The sequence below is a fragment of the Aeromicrobium piscarium genome (genome assembly GCF_007421815.1).
GTDB classification, from domain to species: Bacteria; Actinomycetota; Actinomycetes; order Propionibacteriales; family Nocardioidaceae; genus Aeromicrobium; species Aeromicrobium piscarium.
The window spans coordinates 19,111-37,035 of record NZ_VLNT01000025.1; the positions used below are offsets into that span (position 1 = coordinate 19,111).

General features: G+C 66.9%; 18 protein-coding genes and 1 tRNA gene. 15 read left to right on the plus strand and 4 right to left on the minus strand.

What is annotated here, in order from left to right; genetic code table 11:
* The first annotated feature begins 166 nt into the window (after positions 1-166).
* From FNM00_RS17365 to cmk, 10 genes are all read left to right on the plus strand, one after another.
* A complete protein-coding gene (locus FNM00_RS17365; RefSeq protein ID WP_143914800.1) occupies positions 167-1,816 on the plus strand; it encodes a CTP synthase in 1,650 nt (549 codons plus the stop codon).
* Positions 1,813-2,433: an NUDIX domain-containing protein gene (locus FNM00_RS17370; RefSeq protein WP_143914801.1), complete on the plus strand. Its 621-nt coding sequence runs from the start codon at positions 1,813-1,815 to the stop codon at positions 2,431-2,433. The genes FNM00_RS17365 and FNM00_RS17370 overlap by 4 nt, the downstream gene beginning before the upstream one ends.
* Positions 2,430-3,344, plus strand: a complete 915-nt coding sequence (gene xerD, locus FNM00_RS17375) for a site-specific tyrosine recombinase XerD (protein WP_143914802.1) — start codon at positions 2,430-2,432, stop codon at positions 3,342-3,344. Before FNM00_RS17370 ends, xerD begins: the two co-directional genes overlap by 4 nt.
* Before the next feature lie 55 nt (positions 3,345-3,399).
* The gene (locus tag FNM00_RS17380) at positions 3,400-4,251 is read left to right on the plus strand and encodes a ParA family protein (RefSeq protein ID WP_143914803.1); all 852 of its coding nucleotides are present in this window, start codon (positions 3,400-3,402) and stop codon (positions 4,249-4,251) included.
* Positions 4,236-4,574 (plus strand): hypothetical protein, encoded by a 339-nt coding sequence (locus FNM00_RS17385; RefSeq protein WP_143914804.1) that lies wholly within the window; start codon positions 4,236-4,238, stop codon positions 4,572-4,574. The genes FNM00_RS17380 and FNM00_RS17385 overlap by 16 nt, the downstream gene beginning before the upstream one ends.
* Before the next feature lie 96 nt (positions 4,575-4,670).
* Positions 4,671-5,513 (plus strand): segregation and condensation protein A, encoded by an 843-nt coding sequence (locus tag FNM00_RS17390; protein ID WP_221933802.1) that lies wholly within the window; start codon positions 4,671-4,673, stop codon positions 5,511-5,513.
* Complete coding sequence (gene scpB, locus FNM00_RS17395) at positions 5,497-6,180, plus strand: SMC-Scp complex subunit ScpB (protein WP_143914806.1); 684 nt, start codon at positions 5,497-5,499, stop codon at positions 6,178-6,180. Before FNM00_RS17390 ends, scpB begins: the two co-directional genes overlap by 17 nt.
* Positions 6,173-6,922, plus strand: coding sequence for a pseudouridine synthase (locus FNM00_RS17400; protein ID WP_143914807.1), 750 nt, complete (start codon positions 6,173-6,175; stop codon positions 6,920-6,922). Before scpB ends, FNM00_RS17400 begins: the two co-directional genes overlap by 8 nt.
* Positions 6,919-7,965 carry a prephenate dehydrogenase gene (locus FNM00_RS17405; RefSeq protein WP_143914808.1) on the plus strand — a complete coding sequence of 349 codons (1,047 nt, stop codon included), beginning with the start codon at positions 6,919-6,921 and terminating at the stop codon, positions 7,963-7,965. The genes FNM00_RS17400 and FNM00_RS17405 overlap by 4 nt, the downstream gene beginning before the upstream one ends.
* On the plus strand, positions 7,962-8,648 hold the full coding sequence (gene cmk, locus FNM00_RS17410; protein WP_143914809.1) for a (d)CMP kinase: 687 nt from the start codon (positions 7,962-7,964) through the stop codon (positions 8,646-8,648). The genes FNM00_RS17405 and cmk overlap by 4 nt, the downstream gene beginning before the upstream one ends.
* A gap of 17 nt (positions 8,649-8,665) precedes the next feature.
* On the opposite strand, the gene FNM00_RS17415 is transcribed toward cmk, so the two are convergent.
* Positions 8,666-9,124 (minus strand): GNAT family N-acetyltransferase, encoded by a 459-nt coding sequence (locus FNM00_RS17415; RefSeq protein WP_246065224.1) that lies wholly within the window; start codon positions 9,122-9,124, stop codon positions 8,666-8,668.
* 61 nt (positions 9,125-9,185) lie between these two features.
* Here FNM00_RS17415 and der point away from each other — a divergent pair, with 61 nt between their 5' ends.
* Both der and FNM00_RS17425 read left to right on the plus strand, forming a co-directional pair.
* Positions 9,186-10,511: a ribosome biogenesis GTPase Der gene (der, locus tag FNM00_RS17420; RefSeq protein ID WP_143914811.1), complete on the plus strand. Its 1,326-nt coding sequence runs from the start codon at positions 9,186-9,188 to the stop codon at positions 10,509-10,511.
* Positions 10,512-10,648: 137 nt separating this feature from the next.
* A complete protein-coding gene (locus tag FNM00_RS17425) occupies positions 10,649-11,008 on the plus strand; it encodes an ArsC/Spx/MgsR family protein (protein ID WP_246065225.1) in 360 nt (119 codons plus the stop codon).
* 94 nt (positions 11,009-11,102) lie between these two features.
* Here FNM00_RS17425 and FNM00_RS17430 read toward each other — a convergent pair whose 3' ends face one another.
* Together FNM00_RS17430 and FNM00_RS17435 are read right to left on the minus strand one after the other, a co-directional pair.
* Positions 11,103-11,969: a 3-hydroxyacyl-CoA dehydrogenase gene (locus tag FNM00_RS17430; RefSeq protein WP_143914812.1), complete on the minus strand. Its 867-nt coding sequence runs from the start codon at positions 11,967-11,969 to the stop codon at positions 11,103-11,105.
* Entirely contained in the window at positions 11,966-12,592 is a 627-nt protein-coding gene (locus tag FNM00_RS17435) for a TetR/AcrR family transcriptional regulator (RefSeq protein WP_143914813.1), read from the minus strand. The genes FNM00_RS17430 and FNM00_RS17435 overlap by 4 nt, the downstream gene beginning before the upstream one ends.
* 131 nt (positions 12,593-12,723) lie before the next feature.
* On the opposite strand from FNM00_RS17435, the gene FNM00_RS17440 reads away from it, so the two are divergent.
* From FNM00_RS17440 to FNM00_RS17450, 3 genes are all read left to right on the plus strand, one after another.
* Positions 12,724-12,797: transfer RNA gene (locus tag FNM00_RS17440), tRNA-Pro, on the plus strand.
* Between the two features lie 238 nt (positions 12,798-13,035).
* Entirely contained in the window at positions 13,036-15,147 is a 2,112-nt protein-coding gene (locus FNM00_RS17445) for a site-specific DNA-methyltransferase (RefSeq protein WP_143914814.1), read from the plus strand.
* The gene (locus tag FNM00_RS17450) at positions 15,147-17,699 is read left to right on the plus strand and encodes a DEAD/DEAH box helicase (protein ID WP_143914815.1); all 2,553 of its coding nucleotides are present in this window, start codon (positions 15,147-15,149) and stop codon (positions 17,697-17,699) included. Before FNM00_RS17445 ends, FNM00_RS17450 begins: the two co-directional genes overlap by 1 nt.
* Positions 17,700-17,716: 17 nt before the next feature.
* Here FNM00_RS17450 and FNM00_RS19100 read toward each other — a convergent pair.
* Positions 17,717-17,925 (minus strand): hypothetical protein (locus FNM00_RS19100; protein ID WP_221933803.1); only part of this gene is annotated, 209 nt, incomplete at its 5' end.

Below are 17,925 nucleotides of genomic sequence, written 5' to 3' on the forward strand. Positions count from 1 at the left end.
GTCCGTTACGCCTGCCAAGACCCTGTCCTTCGGCGGTCGAGCGAGCCGGGGTGGCCCCCGACACGCCCAGCGCGATTCGGTCGTGGGCGGCTTTCTTGCTAGGCTGGAATCCCGTGGAGCTCACACGTCAGGGGTTCTGCACCACCTTCGATCCACGGGAGTCACCTTGGCAGGTAGCGCGGTCACCAAGCACGTATTCGTCACGGGGGGCGTCGCGTCGTCACTGGGCAAGGGGCTGACCGCCTCGAGCCTCGGCCGTCTGCTCAAGTCGCGGGGTCTGCGGGTCACGATGCAGAAGCTCGACCCCTACCTCAACGTCGATCCCGGCACGATGAACCCGTTCCAGCACGGTGAGGTCTTCGTGACCGACGACGGCGCCGAGACCGATCTCGACATCGGCCACTACGAGCGCTTCCTCGACGAGGACCTCGTCGGCCGCGCCAATGTGACCACCGGCCAGGTCTACTCCGAGGTCATCGCCCGGGAGCGCCGCGGCGACTACCTCGGCGACACCGTGCAGGTGATCCCGCACATCACCAATGAGATCAAGGACCGCATGCTCTCGATGGGCGGCGACGATGTCGACGTCGTGATCCACGAGATCGGCGGCACCGTCGGCGATATCGAGAGCCAGCCCTTCCTGGAGTCCGCGCGCCAGGTGCGCCACGAGATCGGCCGCGACAACGCCTTCTTCCTGCACGTCTCGCTCGTGCCCTACATCGGTCCGTCGGGCGAGCTCAAGACCAAGCCGACCCAGCACTCGGTGGCCGCGCTGCGCTCGATCGGCATCCAGCCCGATGCCATCGTGTGCCGCTCGGACCGCCCCATCCCGCAGAGCGTCAAGCGCAAGATCTCGCTCATGTGCGATGTCGACGAGGAGGCCGTGGTCACCGCGAGCGACGCCCCCTCGATCTACGACATCCCCAAGGTCGTGCACGGCGAGGGACTCGACGCCTATGTCGTGCGCCGCCTCGACCTGCCCTTCCGCGACGTGGAGTGGACCGAGTGGGACGAGCTGCTCCGCCGGGTGCACGAGCCTTCCGAGGAGGTCACCATCGCGTTGGTCGGCAAGTACGTCGACTTGCCCGATGCGTACCTGTCGGTAGCCGAGGCGCTGCGCGCCGGCGGTTTCGCCAAGGACGCGCGGGTCAACCTGCGCTGGGTCCCCTCCGACGAGTGCGCCACCGAGGCCGGCGCGGCCCAGCACCTCAGCGATGTCGACGGCATCTGCGTGCCCGGGGGCTTCGGCGTGCGCGGTATCGAGGGCAAGATCGGCGCATTGACCTACGCGCGCGAACGTCGTATCCCGACGCTCGGCCTGTGTCTCGGCTTGCAGTGCATGGTGATCGAATACGCCCGCGCCAAGGCGGGGATCGCCGACGCGTCGTCCTCGGAGTTCGATCCGCAGACCGAGCATCCGGTGGTGGCCACGATGGCCGAGCAGGAGGCCTTCGTCGAGGGCGACGGCGACCTCGGCGGCACGATGCGCCTGGGCCTGTACCCGGCAGCGCTCACCCCCGGCAGCATCGTCGCCGAGACCTACGGCAGCGAGCAGATCGGTGAGCGCCACCGCCATCGCTACGAGGTCAACAACGCCTACCGCGGTCAGCTGGAGGACGCCGGCCTCGTGTTCAGCGGCACGTCCCCGGACGGCAAGCTCGTCGAGTTCGTGGAGCTGTCGCGCGAGGAGCATCCGTTCTACGTCGCCACACAGGCCCACCCCGAGCTGCGCTCGCGTCCCACACGCCCGCACCCGCTGTTCGCCGGGCTCGTCGGCGCCGCCCTCGCCCGCAAGCTGGAGATGCGGTTGGCATGAGCGGGAGTGAGGGGCAGGCACATCCGCGACTGCCGGGGACACTGGCCGAGCGGGTGGCCGATCAGGACGCGAGATGGCCGGTCTCGAAGGTCGAGACGGCCTTCGAGAATCCCTATCTCGGCGTCTCGCTCGATACGATCGTCGATCCTGCCGGGCAGGAGCACACCCGCGTGGTCGTGCGTCCGCACGGCGCCGTGGCCGTCCTGGCGTTGGATGAGGACGATCGGGTGCTGCTGGTCGAGCAGTACCGTCATCCGGTCGGTCAGCGCCTGATCGAGATCCCCGCCGGCACCCTCGATATCGAGGGGGAGCACCCTGCCGAGGCGGCGGCCCGGGAGCTGGGCGAGGAGGCGGACATCCACGCCGCGCACTGGCAGCCGCTGCTGGAGATGGCGGCCACGCCCGGATATTCCAGCGAGCGCTGGATGGCCTATCTGGCCACGGAGCTGACCGCCGTGCCGGAGGCCGAGCGCACACGGCGCGAGGCCGAGGAGGCCGACATGTGGCAGTGGTGGGTGCCGTTCGCGCGGGCGGTGGATCTCGTCCTGGACGGCAGGATCACCGACGCTTTGACGGTGGGGGCGATCCTGGCGGCGCAGGTCCGGCGGTCCCGGTGACCATCGAGCGTGCGGTCGCGGACTATCTCGCGCATCTGGGCATCGAGCGCGGTCTCGCCGACAACACGCTCCAGTCGTATCGACGCGACCTCCGTCGCTACGGGAGCTTCCTGGAGTCGGTGGGGCGCACAGATCCGGGGCAGATCACGGTCCAGGATGTCGCGGACTTCACCGCCGCCCTGCGCATGGGCGACGACGAGCACCGTCCACTCGGCACGTCGAGCGTCGCTCGCACGGTCGTCGCGATCAGAGGCTTCCACCGCTTCCTGCTCAGGGAGGGGCTCGTCGCGGTCGACGTCACCGACGATGTCAAGCCGCCGCGACCCACCTCGCGACTCCCCAAGGCGCTGCCGCTCGACGAGATCGAGGCGATCATCTCGGCCGCCGGGAGTCCCGGCACCGCGCTCGCCAAGCGTGACCGGGCGCTGCTGGAACTGCTGTACGGCACGGGTGCGCGCATCTCCGAGGCGGTGGGCCTGGATGTGGACGATCTGGACCTCGAGAACGGCTCCGCGCTGCTGCGGGGCAAGGGCTCCAAGCAACGCATCGTGCCGGTCGGCAGCTATGCGGTGGAGGCCGTCGGCGACTACCTCACGACCGGGCGTCCCGCGCTCGCCAATGGCACCAGCCACGGCCTGTTCCTCAACGCCCGCGGCGGCCGGCTCTCGCGGCAGAGCGCCTGGACGGTGCTCAGCAGGGCCGCCCAGCGCGCCGGGATCGCCGCCGAGAAGGTCTCCCCGCACACCTTCCGGCACTCCTTCGCCACCCATCTGCTCGACGGCGGAGCGGACGTCCGCGTGGTGCAGGAGCTCCTCGGCCACGCCTCGGTCACCACGACCCAGATCTACACGCTCGTGACCGTCGAGAAGCTGCGCGAGGTCTACGCGACGGCTCATCCACGGGCGCGGTGACGGGGCGTAGAGTGGCGCTCGTGAGTAGCAACAAGTCGACACTCGAAGGACGCCGATGAGCACGCCCGAGACCGGCCCGACCGGGCGCCCCATGCCGGTGCTCGACGCGCCCGGCCCGCGTGCCGGCAACGGTCCCGCGCAGATCATCGCGATGTGCAATCAGAAGGGCGGTGTCGGCAAGACCACCACGACGATCAACCTCGGGGCGGCGCTCGTCGAGGACGGTCGCCGCGTGCTGCTGGTCGACTTCGACCCGCAGGGCTCCATGACCGTCGGTCTCGGCTACAACGCCCATGAGATCGAGCAGAGCGTCTATCACGCGCTGATGGACCGCGAACTCTCGCTCAAGGACGTCATCGTCCCGACGTCCACCGACGGTCTCGACCTCGTGCCGGCCAATATCGACCTGTCGGCAGCGGAGATGCGGCTGGTCACCGAGGTGGGGCGTGAGCAGGCGCTGGCGCGCGTGCTGCGCGATGTCGCCAATGACTACGACATCATCCTCATCGACTGCCAGCCGTCGCTCGGACTGCTCACCGTCAACGCGCTCACCGCCGCCCACGGCGTCATCATCCCGCTCGAATGCGAGTACTTCGCGCTGCGCGGCGTGGCGTTGCTGACGGAGACCATCGACAAGGTGCGTGAGCGCACCAACTTCGACCTGCGCATCATCGGCCTGCTCGGCACGATGTACGACAGCCGCACGCTCCATGGCCGCGAGGTGCTGCGGACGCTGGTGGACGGCTGGGGCGATCTGGTCTTCCACACGGTCATCCGACGCACCGTCAAGTTCTCGGACTCCACGGTGGCCGGCGAGCCGATCACGGCCTATGCCCCCACGTCCCGTGGTGCCGACTCCTACCGTCAGCTCGCACGTGAGGTGCTGCAGCGATGCCCCGACGCGTGAACCTGCCCGGCGCGGACGAACTGTTCCGCGCCACGGCTCCCCGGCCGGCCGCGACTCCCGCGCCGGAGGTCGCCGAACCCGAGTCGCCCAACCCCGATCAGCACCGTGCGAGCGGCCGGGTCAAGCACGACGAGAAGATGACGGTCTACCTCACCAGCGAGGAGCTGATCGCTCTCGAGCAGGCCCGGATCCAGCTGCGTGCCGAGCTCGGTCGCAAGATCGACCGCGGCCGGCTCGTACGTGCCGCCATGGCGCTCGCCCTGGAGGATATCGCCGTACGCGGCAGTGACAGCGATATCGCGCGGAGACTGGCCGACTCGTGAGCGAGCGAAGCGAGCGAACCAGGGGAAGCCTCACGAGGCCGTCCGCTCATACTCGACGTCCTTTCTTGCGGGCGGACTCGTGAGCGAGCTGGGCACGTGAGCGAGTTGGGCGTCGCGGAGGCCGAGAGTGGCGAGCACGACGGCTTCTCGGTGACCCTCGGCAATTTCGAGGGGCCCTTCGATCTGCTGTTGCAGCTCATCGCCAAGCATCAGCTCGACATCACCGAGGTGGCGCTGTCGGTGGTGACGACCGAGTTCATCGCGTACACCAAGACACTCGAGGACGACCTCGAGGCGACGACGCATTTCCTGCTGGTGGCCGCGACGCTGCTGGACCTCAAGACCGCTCGACTGTTGCCTCAGGCCGAGATCGAGGACGAGGACGACCTGGAGCTGCTGGAGGCGCGGGACCTTCTCTTCGCACGGTTGATGCAGTACCGGGCCTTCAAGCAGGTCGCGCTCTTCTTGGCGCAGCGCCTGGATCGCGAGCTGCGGCGTGTCCCGCGGGCGGTGACGCTGGAACCGAGGTTCGCTCGGCTGTTGCCTGAGGTGCAGATCCCGGTCACGATCGACGATCTGGCCGCGCTGGCCGCGGAGGCGCTACGCCCCAAGGCGCCGCCGCTCGTCTCGCTCGCGCACCTGCACGCCCCGGCAGTGAGTGTGCGGGAGCAGGGGCATCTGGTCGTCGACCGGCTACGGCGCGACCGGTCGCTGACCTTCCGCGCGCTCACCTCCGATGCGCCCGATGTGGTCACCAAGGTGGCGCGGTTCCTGGCCTTGCTCGAGCTGTTCCGCGAGGGAGTGCTCGCCTTCGATCAGGCCGAGCCGCTGGGCGATCTGACCGTGCGATGGACCGGCACCGATGACGGTGACATCGACGTGGGCGATGAATTCGACGAGTCCGACGATGCAGGAAGTGACGATGACCCAGACCAATGACGAGCAGTCGCCGGCCGAAGACGAACAGCCGGTGGTGTTCGAGCTGCGGCCGAGCCTGGAGGCGATCTTGATGATCGCCGACGAGCCGCTGCCCGCGGTGACGCTGGCCTCGGCGATCGGACACCCCACCGATGCCGTCACCGAGGCTCTGGTGGATCTCGCCGACGAGTACACGGCTCAGGGGCGGGGTTTCGAGCTGCGTGAGGTCGCCGGCGGCTGGCGGTTCTACACGCGTGACGAGCACGCTGACGCGGTGGCCGCCTTCGTGCTGGACGGTCAGCAGGCCCGGCTCAGTCAGGCGGCACTGGAGACGCTCTCGGTCGTGGCGTACCGTCAGCCGATCAGCCGCTCGCGGATCTCGGCGATCCGCGGCGTCAACGTCGACGGTGTCGTGCGGACGCTGCTGACGCGCGGACTGATCGAGGACCGGGGGAGTGACGCGACCTCCGGCGCGACGCTCTACGGCACCACGTCGTACTTCCTGGAGCGGATGGGGCTCGGAAGCCTGGAGGAGCTGCCGCCGCTTGCGCCTCTGCTGCCCGAGCTCGACGATTTCGACGGTGAGCTCGAGCGTGTCGCCGGGGAGGTCGCGGAGGACGAGGAGCCGGGCATCGGGACGCCGGAGCCGGGGGAGACCGAGACCACCCAGGAGAGCGTCGATGAGTGAGATCGAGTTCGAGGACACGGGCGAGATCCGGCTGCAGAAGGTGCTGGCGCAGGCTGGTGTCGCCAGCCGGCGAGCCAGTGAGGAGCTCATGGCCCGGGGCCGGGTGGAGGTCAACGGCGAGGTCGTGACGCGGCTGGGGGTGCGCGTCGATCCGGTGCGGGACGTGATCCGTGTCGACGGGCGGCGAGTGCCGCCGCCGAGCGAGCACGCGTATATGCTGCTCAACAAGCCCCGTGGCGTCGTCAGCACGATGGCCGATGAGAACGGCCGGCCGGATCTCGGGCGTTTCGTGGCCGGTCGCGATGATCGGCTCTTCCACGTCGGACGCCTGGATACCGACACGTCGGGGCTCCTGATCCTCACTAATGACGGCGATCTCGCGCATCGGCTCGCGCACCCGTCCTTCGAGGTCACCAAGACCTATGTGGCGCTCGTCGAGGGCCAAGTGCCGAACTCCCTCGGACGGACCCTGAGCCAAGGGGTCGAGCTGGACGACGGTCCGGCCTCGGTAGACCGTTTCGTGGTCCGTGACCGTGGCAAGGGACAGTCCCTGGTGGAGCTCGACATCCACATCGGCCGCAATCGCATCGTGCGTCGGCTGTTGGCCCATGTCGGACACCCGGTCGTCGAGCTGACCCGCACCGCCTTCGGACCGCTGCGGCTCGGTGACCTGAAGGTGGGCACGATGCGGGACCTCTCGCGCGACGAGCGCGGCGACCTCTTCGATAGCGTGGGAATATGACCTCTGCTGTGCCCAGCCCCGTCCTCGTCGTGGGATGTGGGCTCATCGGCACGTCCGTGGCCCTCGCGCTGGCCGAGCGCGGTGCGCAGGTGCACCTGGAGGACCACGATCCGCGGAATGTGGGAGTGGCCGCCGAAGCTGGTGCCGGGACGAGCGATCCCGTCGAGGCGCCCGAGCTCGTCGTCGTGGCGACTCCTCCGGCCGCGGTGGTGCCGGCGGTCGAGGATGCGCTCCGCCGTTTCCCGGACGCGGTCGTCACCGATGTCGCCAGCGTCAAGGCGGCGATCGTGGAGGCTGTGGACGATCCGCGCTTCGTGGGTGGTCACCCGATGGCGGGCAAGGAGCGATCCGGCCCCGCTGCCGGCTCCGGACAGCTCTTCGAGGGTCGTTCGTGGGCGATCGTGCCGGGCGAGCGGAGCGCTTCCTCGGCGGTGGATCTGCTGGAGCGCACTGTCGTGGAGATCGGCGCTGTTCCGCGCCGGTTCGGGCCGCGTGCCCACGATGAGGCGGTCGCACTGGTCTCGCATGTGCCGCATCTGATGGCCAATCTGACCGCGAGCCTGCTGGACGGTGCTCCCGATGGGCATGTGGACCTGGCGGGCCAGGGCCTACGTGATGTCACGCGGATCGCGCGCAGCGATGCCGACCTGTGGGTCGACATCCTCGGCCATAATTCGTCGGCCATCACGCCGCTGCTGACGACCTTGCGCGATCGTTTGGACACCTTGATCGGCGCGGTGGGCGAGGACCCGTCCGCCGTCGACGGCCTGCTGAAGCAGGGGCGTGCGGGCACCACGACGATCCCCGGCAAGCACGGCGACCTACCGACCGATGTGACGAGTGTCTTCGTGCCGATCGACGACACCCCGGGCGAGCTGTCGCGGCTCTTCGGCGATGCCGCTGAGGTCGTCAATATCGAGGACCTGCGGATCGACCACGAGGTGGGCCGTCCGGTTGGTCTGGTCGAGATCGTGGTCCTGTCCGGGCGTGCCGATACGCTCGTGGAGGCCATGCGGGCCAAGGGATGGTCCGCTTACCGATGAGGAGCACTGTGGGAACACCCATCGTCATCGCGATCGACGGACCGTCCGGGTCCGGCAAGTCGAGCACCTCGCGCGGAGTTGCGACGGCGCTCGGCTACGACTATCTGGACACCGGAGCGATGTACCGGGCGATGACGTGGGCGCTGCTGCAGCGCGGCATCGATGTCACCGATGCGGCGAAGGTGGCCGAGGAGGCGACGTCCATCTCGATCGTGTCCGGTGTCGACCCGCAAGAGCCCACCATCACCGTCGACGGTACTGATGTCTCCGGACCGATCCGCACCGATGAGGTGACGGCGGCGGTCAGCCCGGTGTCGGCGGTGGCGCGGGTGCGTGAGCTGCTCGTGCAGGCGCAGCGTCAGGCGATCGGCTTCTCCACGTCCGCGGGCCGTGGCATCGTCGTCGAGGGGCGCGATATCGGCACGGTCGTCGCTCCCGATGCGCCGCTGAAGGTCTATCTCGTCGCCGATCCGGCGGCGCGGGCGGCGCGTCGAGCGGCGGAGCTCGGCGGTGCCGATGCCACGGCGACCCAGGAGTCGCTCGCGCGCCGCGATCAGATCGACTCGACGCGGGCTGCCTCACCGCTGACCCAGGCCGATGACGCCGTGGTGGTCGACGGCACGCACCTGACCCTCGACGAGGTCATCGAGCACATCGTCGGTCTCGCCCGCGACGCCTCCTAACGCTGGGCGAGAGACGGTCACCCGGCCTGGACGAGCGAGCGCGACCAGGCGATCTCGCGTTCCAGCTGACCCGTCCGCCGGAAGAGACGGACCTGATGGGTACCGGCGAGGACGGTGGCGAGCTCGTCGCGATCGGCGTGGGCGAATCCGAGGCTCTCCCAGAACGGGCCGGAACGACGGCTGAAGAGCCAGGCGGTGCGTGCACCGTCGCCGGCTGCCTGATCGAGAGCGAAGCGCGCCAGCTCGCGTCCGCGGCCGGCACGACGTGCGACGGGTGAGACAGCCACGCTCCGCACGAGCACGTGGGCGCGATCCTCACTCAGCTCGTAGCCGGTGCAGCCGACGATCTCGTCATCGCGGCGGTCGATCCAGAGGCGGAGCGAGGGGGAATCGAGGCCGCTGAGCGTGAGGTCGGCCTGGTGGAGGAAGCGTGTGACGGCGTCACGGTCGTCGGCGGTCATCTCTCGCAGGCCCACTGGTCCAGTCCACCACGTCACGGGTGCTGGCCGCCCAGGGAAGGATCGGTAGGATCGTGGGGTGTCCGAACAGCCCGTCCTCGCCGTGATCGGCCGCCCCAATGTGGGCAAGTCGACCCTCGTCAACCGCATCATCGGCCGCCGCGAGGCGGTGGTCGAGGACACCCCGGGCGTGACTCGCGACCGGGTCTCCTATGACGCACTGTGGAACGGCCGTACCTTCACGGTGGTCGACACCGGCGGCTGGGACCCTGACGCCAAGGGCATGGCCGAGCGCATCGCGCAGCAGGCCGAGGTGGCGATGACGGTGGCGGACGCCATCTTGTTCGTCGTCGACTCCCGGGTGGGCATCACCGATATCGACGAGCGGGTGGTCAAGCTCCTGCGTGCGTCCAAGAAGCCGGTGATCCTCGCGGCCAACAAGGTCGATGATCAGCGCGGCGAGCTGGAAGCGGCGGCGCTGTGGAATCTCGGTCTCGGTGAGCCGATGCCGATCTCCGCGTTGCACGGCCGGGGGAGCGGTGACCTGCTCGACGCCATCCTCGATGCGCTGCCCGATCCGCCCGAGGAGGATCTCGACGCTCCCGAGGGGCCGCGTCGTGTGGCGATCGTCGGTAAACCGAATGTCGGCAAGTCGAGTCTGCTGAACAAGCTCGCGCGCGAGGAGCGGGTCGTCGTCGACAATGCCTCGGGCACCACGGTCGATCCGGTCGACGAGATCATCGAGCTCGGTGGCCGGGAGTGGACCTTCATCGACACCGCCGGCATTCGTCGCCGGGTCAAGGAGGCCTCGGGACACGAGTACTACGCGAGCCTGCGCACCAGCACGGCGATCGAGCGTGCCGAGGTGGCCGTGATGATCGTCGACGCCAGCGAGCCGATGAGCGAGCAGGACGTGCGCATCATCAACTCCATCGAGGAGACCGGTCGTGCGCTGGTCATCGCCTTCAACAAGTGGGACCTCGTCGACGAGGAGCGTCGCTACTACCTGGAGCGTGAGATCGACCGCGAGCTGGTGCAGGTGCCGTGGGCCCCACGTATCAATATCGCGGCGCTGACCGGGTGGCACGTCGACCGGCTGGTGCGGGCACTCGACGCGGCCCTCGAGGGGTGGGAGACGCGCGTGCCGACCGGTGCGCTCAACTCGTTCCTGGGACGGCTCGTCTCGGAGCATCCGCACCCGGTACGTGGCGGCAAGCAGCCGAAGATCCTCTTCGGCACGCAGCCGTCGACCGCGCCGCCCACGTTCGTGCTGTTCACCTCGGGCAAGCTCGAGGCCGGGTATCTGCGGTTCATCGAGCGGCGTCTGCGCGAGGAGTTCGGCTTCGTCGGCAGCCCGATCCACATCCAGCAGCGCGTGCGCGAGAAGCGCGGCCGGCGGCGGTAAGCCATCAACCTCTCGTCCCGGGTGGCGGTAGCTGGTCAACCCCACGTCCCTCGTGGCGGTAGCTCGTCAACGTCAAACCGCCTTCGTGACGTTGATGGTCTACCGCCAGGATCAGGCGAGCCCTCTAGGGTGGTGGCGTGATCGAGATCTGGGTCAATCCCGCGTGTTCGAAGTGCCGTACTGCCGTGAGCGCCCTTGATGAGGCGGGCAGTGAGTACGTGATCCGCCGGTACCTGGAGGATGTGCCGACGGTCGAGGAGATCGAGGACGTGCTCGGCCGGCTCGGACTGGAGCCCTGGGATATCGCTCGCCGGCCCGATGCCAAGAAGCTCGGCGTGGAGCTGCCGGCGAAGGAGGCCGATCACCGCGACGAGTGGGTGCGTCTGCTCGCGGAGACTCCGAAGCTCATCCAGCGCCCCATCATCACCGCGAGCGACGGCACCGCGGTCGTCGCTCGCGACGAGGAGACCCTCCAGTCGGTCATCGCCCGCGGCTGACCCACCCTGCACCAGATGTGGCCAGTTGTGGCCCGATCTCCCCGCGTCAAACGGGCCACAACTGGCCAGATCTGGTTCGCTCAGCCGATGAGTCTCAGGACTCGGACGGGTAGGCGTAGAAGCCCTCGCCCGTCGCGACGCCGAGCTTGCCGTGATCGATGAAGTCGCGCTTGAGGATCTCGGCGAACTTCCGCTGGGTCTCGTCCTCGCTCATGCTCGAGATGTTGTAGGCGGTGGTGAGGCCGACGACATCGAAGATCTGGAACGGACCGTTGGGGGCGCCGGTGCCGATGCGCCACGTCTTGTCGATCGTCTCGGGGTCGGCGACGCCGTTGACGTAGAGGGCGCCGGCGGCGTTGAGCAGCGGCACGAGCAGGGAGTTGAGCACGTAGCCAGGCTGCTCCTTCTTGACCTCGATCGGGACCATGCCCTGCTCCTCGGCAAACTGGATGACCTGGCGGTAGACGTCGGGGTCGGTCTTGGAGGTGGCCATGACCTCGGCGGTGTTCATGACCCAGATGCGGTTGGCGTAGTGCAGCGCGAGGAACTTCTCGGGGCGGCCGGTGGCGTCCATGAAGGAGCTGGGCAGCAGCGTGGAGGAGTTGGTGGCGAAGATCGTCTTCTCCGGCGCGGCCTGTCCGACCTTGGTCCAGGTGTCGGTCTTGATCTGCGGGTTCTCCGGGACGGCCTCGATGACGAGGTCGGCGTCCTTGACGGCCTCGGCGAGGTCGGTGGCGTAGGCGATGCGGTCGAGCGCGGCGGCGGACTTGCCGTCCTTGGCGCCCTCGACCTCGGCATCATAGGTCTTGGCGAGGCCGGCGAAGCGCTTCTTGGCGGCGGCGATGGCGTCGTCGTCGATGTCCCAGGCGGTGACCTGGAAGCCGGCGTAGGCGCTCTGGTACGCGATCTGCGATCCGAGCACTCCGGTGCCGAGCACGGTGACGTGGGTGAACGTGGTCATGGTGATGTCCTCTCTCGGGGTGTGGTGAGGTATCCGCGGACGACAAGGGTGGCGTGTTCGCGGAAGTCGTGGAGGAACGCGGAGCTGTCGAGCTGCTCGCGTTCGGTGCGCAAGATGAGCACGTGGAGGGTGGCGTAGAGGGCCTCGGCGGCGACGGCGGGATCGGGTGCGTCGGGGGAGGGCCAGGCGTCGCGGAGGATGGCGCCGATGGTCGCGATGAGTTCGTCGACGAGGTGCAGTGCTTCGGCCCGGTGTTCCTCATCAGGCGAGCCGTCGAGGACATTGCGCTGGTACGCGGCGAGGTTCTCGAGCGAGAGGGTGTCGCCGGCCATGGGGGAGACGAGGGCGGTGAGCCGCTCGACGGGGTCATCGGTGGACGCGCACGCGGCGCGGCCCGAGTCCAGCAATTCGCGGAAGCGGGTGTTGCCGACGAGGAGCAGCAGTTCGGCCTTGCTGGCGGCGTAGCGGAAGAGCGTGCCGTGCGAGACGTCCGCCTCCTCGGCGACCTGGGCGGTGGTAGTGGACGCGAAGCCTTGGGTGGCGAAGAGGTGACTGGCGGCGGCGGTGATGCGCTCACGCTTCTGCGCCTTATTGCGCTCGCGACGCCCGCTCTCGACGGCCATCCTTCTCACCTCGGATCTGAACCTGCGCTCATTAATGAGTCTACTCCGTTTTAACGCCGGCTCAAGGCTGCTGAGGGTGGACCTCCCTGCTCGGGACTCGCGAGGGGTGCGCTAGTATCGTCGAGTTGTCACGGGCTGTGGCGCAGCTTGGTAGCGCACTTGACTGGGGGTCAAGGGGTCGCAGGTTCAAATCCTGTCAGCCCGACGTTTGCCCAGGTGGGAGTTGTTCTCCCGCCTGGGCACCATGCTTCCTGACGGCATTGTGACCGCAAGGGTGACCGCTAGATTGTGCCGTGGAGCAGGCCCAGCAGCTCGTGCGATGGCCCCGTGAATCAGAGGCGGGGCGGTCTCCATGCCTCGCACCCACGGCGATAATGTCGGGAGCCGAGGGGTCCGCAGCGCACGTCCGCGTGCGCGGGCCCAACCTTTGGACAAGGAGAGGGATGTCTAGGCTTTCAGACCTTCTACGCGCCGCGAAGCAGCTCGACCCGCAGCTCGGCGAGGACCTGGAGACCGAGATCCGTCCGTTGCAAGAGAGGCTGCCCTTCGGTCTGAACTTCGAGCGGCACGCGCCTGAAGCCGTGGAGCTCCCCGGCCACAGAATCCGTAAGACAAGCAAGGTGCGAGTGCTCCCACCCCGCGGGTCGGCCGAGCAAGGCGACCAGCGTCTGTGGACGGTCGACATGATCGACGGCGACACGGCAACGATCACCTCCCCGAACGGTGCGGGGGTCGAAACGGTTAGGGCGGCAATCGAGGACCTGGTGCTCGTGGCCGAGTTCCGTGACCGCATCTACCCGGGGCTGCGCCCGGACGCGACGGTTCAGCGCGGTGGCAACAAACCCTTCCACACAGTCATCAACGGGGAGAACTTCCACGTTCTAGAGCAGCTGACGTTCACACATGAGAGGTCCGTAGACGCGATCTACATCGATCCGCCCTACAACTCAGGAGCTCGCGACTGGAAGTACAACAACAACTACGTCGCCGACGATGACCTCTACCGGCACTCAAAATGGCTGGCCTTTATGGAGCGTCGTCTCAAGCTCGCCAAGCGGCTACTGAAGCCCGAGGACTCGGTCCTAATCGTAACGATCGATGAGAAGGAGTATCTGCGGCTGGGATTGTTGCTGGAGCAGACCTTTCCAGAGGCTGAGATTCAAGTGGTCAGTTCACTAATAAACCCCGCTGCATCCGCTCGTCCTGGATCCTTCGGTCGAGTGGACGAGTACATCTATTTCGTACGGATGGGCGCAGCCGCAGCAGGTCGTGTGCTGCTTTCTCGCGAGTGGGTTTCTGCCAAGGGGCGAACGCACACTGGTGCGCCACGCTGGGACATGCTTAGACGCTCTGGTGGCGGAGCGAGGCGGCAGGACTCACCTGGAGGTTTCTACCCGATATATGTAGAGCCGGCTGGCCCGAGGGTCGCCGAAGTCGGTGCACCCCTTCCTCCCGGTGTGTCGGTTCCCGACCCCATTGAGGGCACGGTTCCTGTGCTGCCGATTCGCAAAGATGGCACAGAAGGCCGGTGGATGTGGAGTAAGCAGGAGTTCGAGCGTCGTCTCGCCCAGGGCAGAGTGCGTATCAGCGGAAACGAACAGCGTGGATTCGTCGTCTCGATTCTCAAGGATGGTGAGTACGCGAAAATCGTGGACGGGGAATACACCCCCTCGGGCAGAGGGCCGGATGGTTCGCTGCGCTTCGAAAAGGAGAACTCCGATCTCGTGCGGGCGACTCCGGGAACACAATGGCGCATCAGCTCACATGACGCTACCCAGTACGGATCTCGACTGCTCAGAGACTCATTCTTGCCTGGGCGGGAGTTTCCCTTTCCCAAGTCGCTGTATGCCGTCGAGGACACCCTGAGGTTCTTTGTCCATGACAAGACCGACGCCGTGATCTTGGACTTCTTCTCGGGCTCGGGTACCACCGCGCACGCTGTTATGCGACTTAACAAGCAGGACGGCGGCCATCGCCAGTGCATCTCAGTGACCAACAACGAGGTGTCTGCCGACGAGCAGACCAGGCTCCTTAGACAGGGCCTGAGACCCGGCGATCCCGAGTGGGAGGAGTTGGGCATCTGTGACCACATCACCAAGCCGAGGATCCAGGCCGCCATCACAGGCCTTACCCCAGAGGGGAAGCCCATCACAGGCGACTACAAATTTGTAGACGAGTTCCCCATGGCCGACGGCCTCGAGGAGAACGCGGCGTTCTTCACGCTGACCTACGAATCCAAATGGCTTGTCGGCGTGGACCGGGCGTTCGCCGCGATCGCCCCGATGCTCTGGTTGCGTGCTGGTGCGACCGGCTCGCGCATCGACTCAATCGAAGGCGGTTGGGCCTTCGCCGAAAGCTACGGCATCCTGCGTGACCTCGACGACTCCGCGGCGTTTGTAGAAGCGATTCGTGGACGGGAGGGCATCCGTATCGCGTACATCGTCACTGACGACGAGGGCCGCTATCAGCAGGTTGCCGACGAGATCCATGGTATCGAAACTGTGCGGCTCTACGAGGACTACCTCCGCAACTGTGAGATGACGGGGGACTTCTGATGCGCTTCACCTTGAAGGACTACCAGGCCGATGCAGTCGGCGACACCCTGCGCGAGCTGACCTCGGCGAGGGACTTCTACCGCAGTGCCAGTAGGCGCGTTTCATCCGTCGCGTTAACCGCCACCACGGGCGCGGGAAAGACGGTGATGGCCGCAGCGGTGATCGAGGCACTCTTCTGGGGAAGTGATGAGTTCGGCATCGCCCCGGACCCGGGCGCGGTTGTGCTGTGGTTCAGTGACGACCCGGCTCTGAACCAGCAGACCAAGCACAGGCTGGAGCAGGCTTCCGACCGCCTGCGCAACAGGCTCGTTACCGTCGAACACCCGTTCCGATACCAGAAGCTGCAAGCGGGCAACGTCTACTTCCTGAACACCTCGAAGTTGTCAAAGAACAGCCTGCTCGTGCGAGGGCGCGGCGATTCAGACGTCCTCCCGGGGTTCGATTCCAGGGCCGACATGATGCCGTTCACGTTCTGGGACACGTTGAGGAACACGATCGAGGACAACAACCTCACTCTTTACATGGTCCTCGACGAGGCGCACAGGGGAATGGGCAAGCGGCCGTCGGAGGCACCGACCATCGTCAAGCGCCTCATCAACGGCCAGAGCGACGTCCCACCAGTTCCGATCGTGTGGGGCATCTCCGCGACGGTCCGGCGCTTCGAGTCGGCGATGAGGGAGGCCGAGGTGCAGTCGAACCGCGTGCATCTCGCCACCGTCGAAGTTGACCCCGTGCGCATCCAGGAGTCGGGCCTGCTGAAGGACGACATCGTTCTGGACTTCCCGGCGGAGACGGGTGACTTCAACACTGTCCTGTTGCGCCGAGGGGTTCGGAAGGTCAAGGCGTTGTCCAACGCCTGGGCGCAATATGCCTGCGATCAGGGGGAGGACACCATCAAGCCCCTGATCGTCCTTCAGGTGCCGAACAAGCCGTCCCCGACAGAGGTGGCTGCGGCCATTGACGTGATCCGTGAAGAATGGCCGGAGCTGGAGGCGGACGCGTTTGCCCACGTCTTTGGTGAGCACACCGCTCAGACCTTCGGGCCGCACAGCGTGCCGTACATCTCTCCAGAACGCGTGCAAGACGCCTCGTACGTGCGGGTGCTCCTCGCCAAGGACGCGATTAGCACAGGTTGGGACTGCCCCAGGGCCGAGGTCATGGTGTCCTTCCGTCCCGCCAAGGATGAGACGCACATTACGCAGCTGCTCGGCAGGATGATCCGCACGCCGCTCGCCCGGCGCATTGAGGGTAACGACCTGTTGAACAGCGTCGAGTGCATCCTGCCGAAGTTCAACAAAGCCACAGCAAGCCTTGTGCTGGAACGGATCATGGGGAGCGAGGTGGCCATGGGCGGAGGGGCAGGGCCGCGGGTCCTGGTCGCTCCGCACCTGATGACCCCGAACCAAGCCGTACCCGACGAGGCCTGGGAACTCTTCCAAACGCTGCCTGCCGAGACGCTGCCACGCAAGCACGCGAACCCCATCAAGCGCCTGACTGCGCTCGCGCACGCGCTTGCCGCGGACCGCCTGCTCGCCGATGCCGGAAAGCTCGCGCACGAACGTCTCCACGGCGTCCTCAATGGGCTGTCGGCCCAGTACATGAAGGATCTTGCCAAGGCTGTCGACGACGTCTTGACGGTCGCGGGTGGGACCGTCCGGGGTCACGCTCGCCACGGTCTCAGGCAGGACGAATCGTGGACCGAGGCCGCGGACGACAGGGCGATCCAGGACGCCTACCGAGCGGGTGCGCGCACTATCACACCGGACATCGCCCGCACCTACGTGGACCATCTCGCCGCGGGAGCAGAGGACGAGGACGCCTACCGCGACGCGAACGTGCGAGTCGCCGCACTCGCCCTCCTGCCCCAGACGCGTCCGGCCCTGGACGTAGAGGCCGATCGCACGGTGAAGGAGTGGCTCGACCGATTCAGGGTGGCGATCAAGGACCTCTCAGAATCGAGGCAGAGCCTCTACGCGGAGATCACAGCCATGAGCACGGAGCCGCAGCTGATCTCCATGGCGCTGCCGAGAAACCGCCAGGAGGAGACCAAGCGCGTCGTCGGGGACGCTGAGCAGCTCCTGGAACGGCGCCCGCTGCATCTGCTAGCGGATGAGGAAGGCATGTTCCCCGTGGGCAAGCTGAACCCCGACGAGATCGAGGTACTCGACTCCGAGATCGCCCGTGGCAACCTGCTGGCCTGGTACCGCAACCCGACCGGCGGCCGCGACTCGATGAGCCTGGCCTACCAAGACCGACACGGCGAATGGAGGACGCTCCGGCCCGACTTCCTGTTCTTCGTCGACAGCGAAAGCGGGGTCCGGGCCAACATCGTCGATCCACATGGTGCCTGGCTCCCTGACGCACTTTCCAAGCTCCGAGGGATGGCGCGCTTCGCAGAGGCGTACGGGGATCGGTTCCACCGCGTCGAGTCGATCTCCCGCATCGACAGCAAGCTCCGCGTCCTCGACCTGAAGCTTCCAGCCGTTCGTGCCACAGTCCTCGCTGCGATCGACGCCGACAGCGCCTACCGCGCGGCTTCAGTCGAGTTCTGAGACCCTCCCTTACCGCCCTAAAAGTCGCGAATGCGAAGGGTGAAGCGCCCCAGGTTTGATGCCGCATCCTTTTGAGTTGGAAGGATGCGAACCATGCCGAAGGGCGTGATGCAGCCGTAGGTGACAACTGACTTCTGGTGCGCAGCATCAGAGGAGAGGATGTCGCTATGCCTGCTCCCTATCCGCAAGAGTTCCGCGATGACGTGGTCGCGGTCGCTCGTGGGCG

Coding starts and splice junctions, on each gene's coding strand:
- FNM00_RS17370 (WP_143914801.1), top strand. CDS start 1,813: ATGAGCGGGAGTGAGGGGCAGGCACATCCGCGACTGCCGGGGACACTG.
- FNM00_RS17380 (WP_143914803.1), top strand. CDS start 3,400: ATGAGCACGCCCGAGACCGGCCCGACCGGGCGCCCCATGCCGGTGCTC.
- FNM00_RS17385 (WP_143914804.1), top strand. CDS start 4,236: ATGCCCCGACGCGTGAACCTGCCCGGCGCGGACGAACTGTTCCGCGCC.
- scpB (WP_143914806.1), top strand. CDS start 5,497: ATGACCCAGACCAATGACGAGCAGTCGCCGGCCGAAGACGAACAGCCG.
- FNM00_RS17400 (WP_143914807.1), top strand. CDS start 6,173: ATGAGTGAGATCGAGTTCGAGGACACGGGCGAGATCCGGCTGCAGAAG.
- FNM00_RS17405 (WP_143914808.1), top strand. CDS start 6,919: ATGACCTCTGCTGTGCCCAGCCCCGTCCTCGTCGTGGGATGTGGGCTC.
- cmk (WP_143914809.1), top strand. CDS start 7,962: ATGAGGAGCACTGTGGGAACACCCATCGTCATCGCGATCGACGGACCG.
- FNM00_RS17430 (WP_143914812.1), bottom strand. CDS start 11,969: ATGACCACGTTCACCCACGTCACCGTGCTCGGCACCGGAGTGCTCGGA.
- FNM00_RS17435 (WP_143914813.1), bottom strand. CDS start 12,592: ATGGCCGTCGAGAGCGGGCGTCGCGAGCGCAATAAGGCGCAGAAGCGT.
- FNM00_RS17445 (WP_143914814.1), top strand. CDS start 13,036: ATGTCTAGGCTTTCAGACCTTCTACGCGCCGCGAAGCAGCTCGACCCG.
- FNM00_RS17450 (WP_143914815.1), top strand. CDS start 15,147: ATGCGCTTCACCTTGAAGGACTACCAGGCCGATGCAGTCGGCGACACC.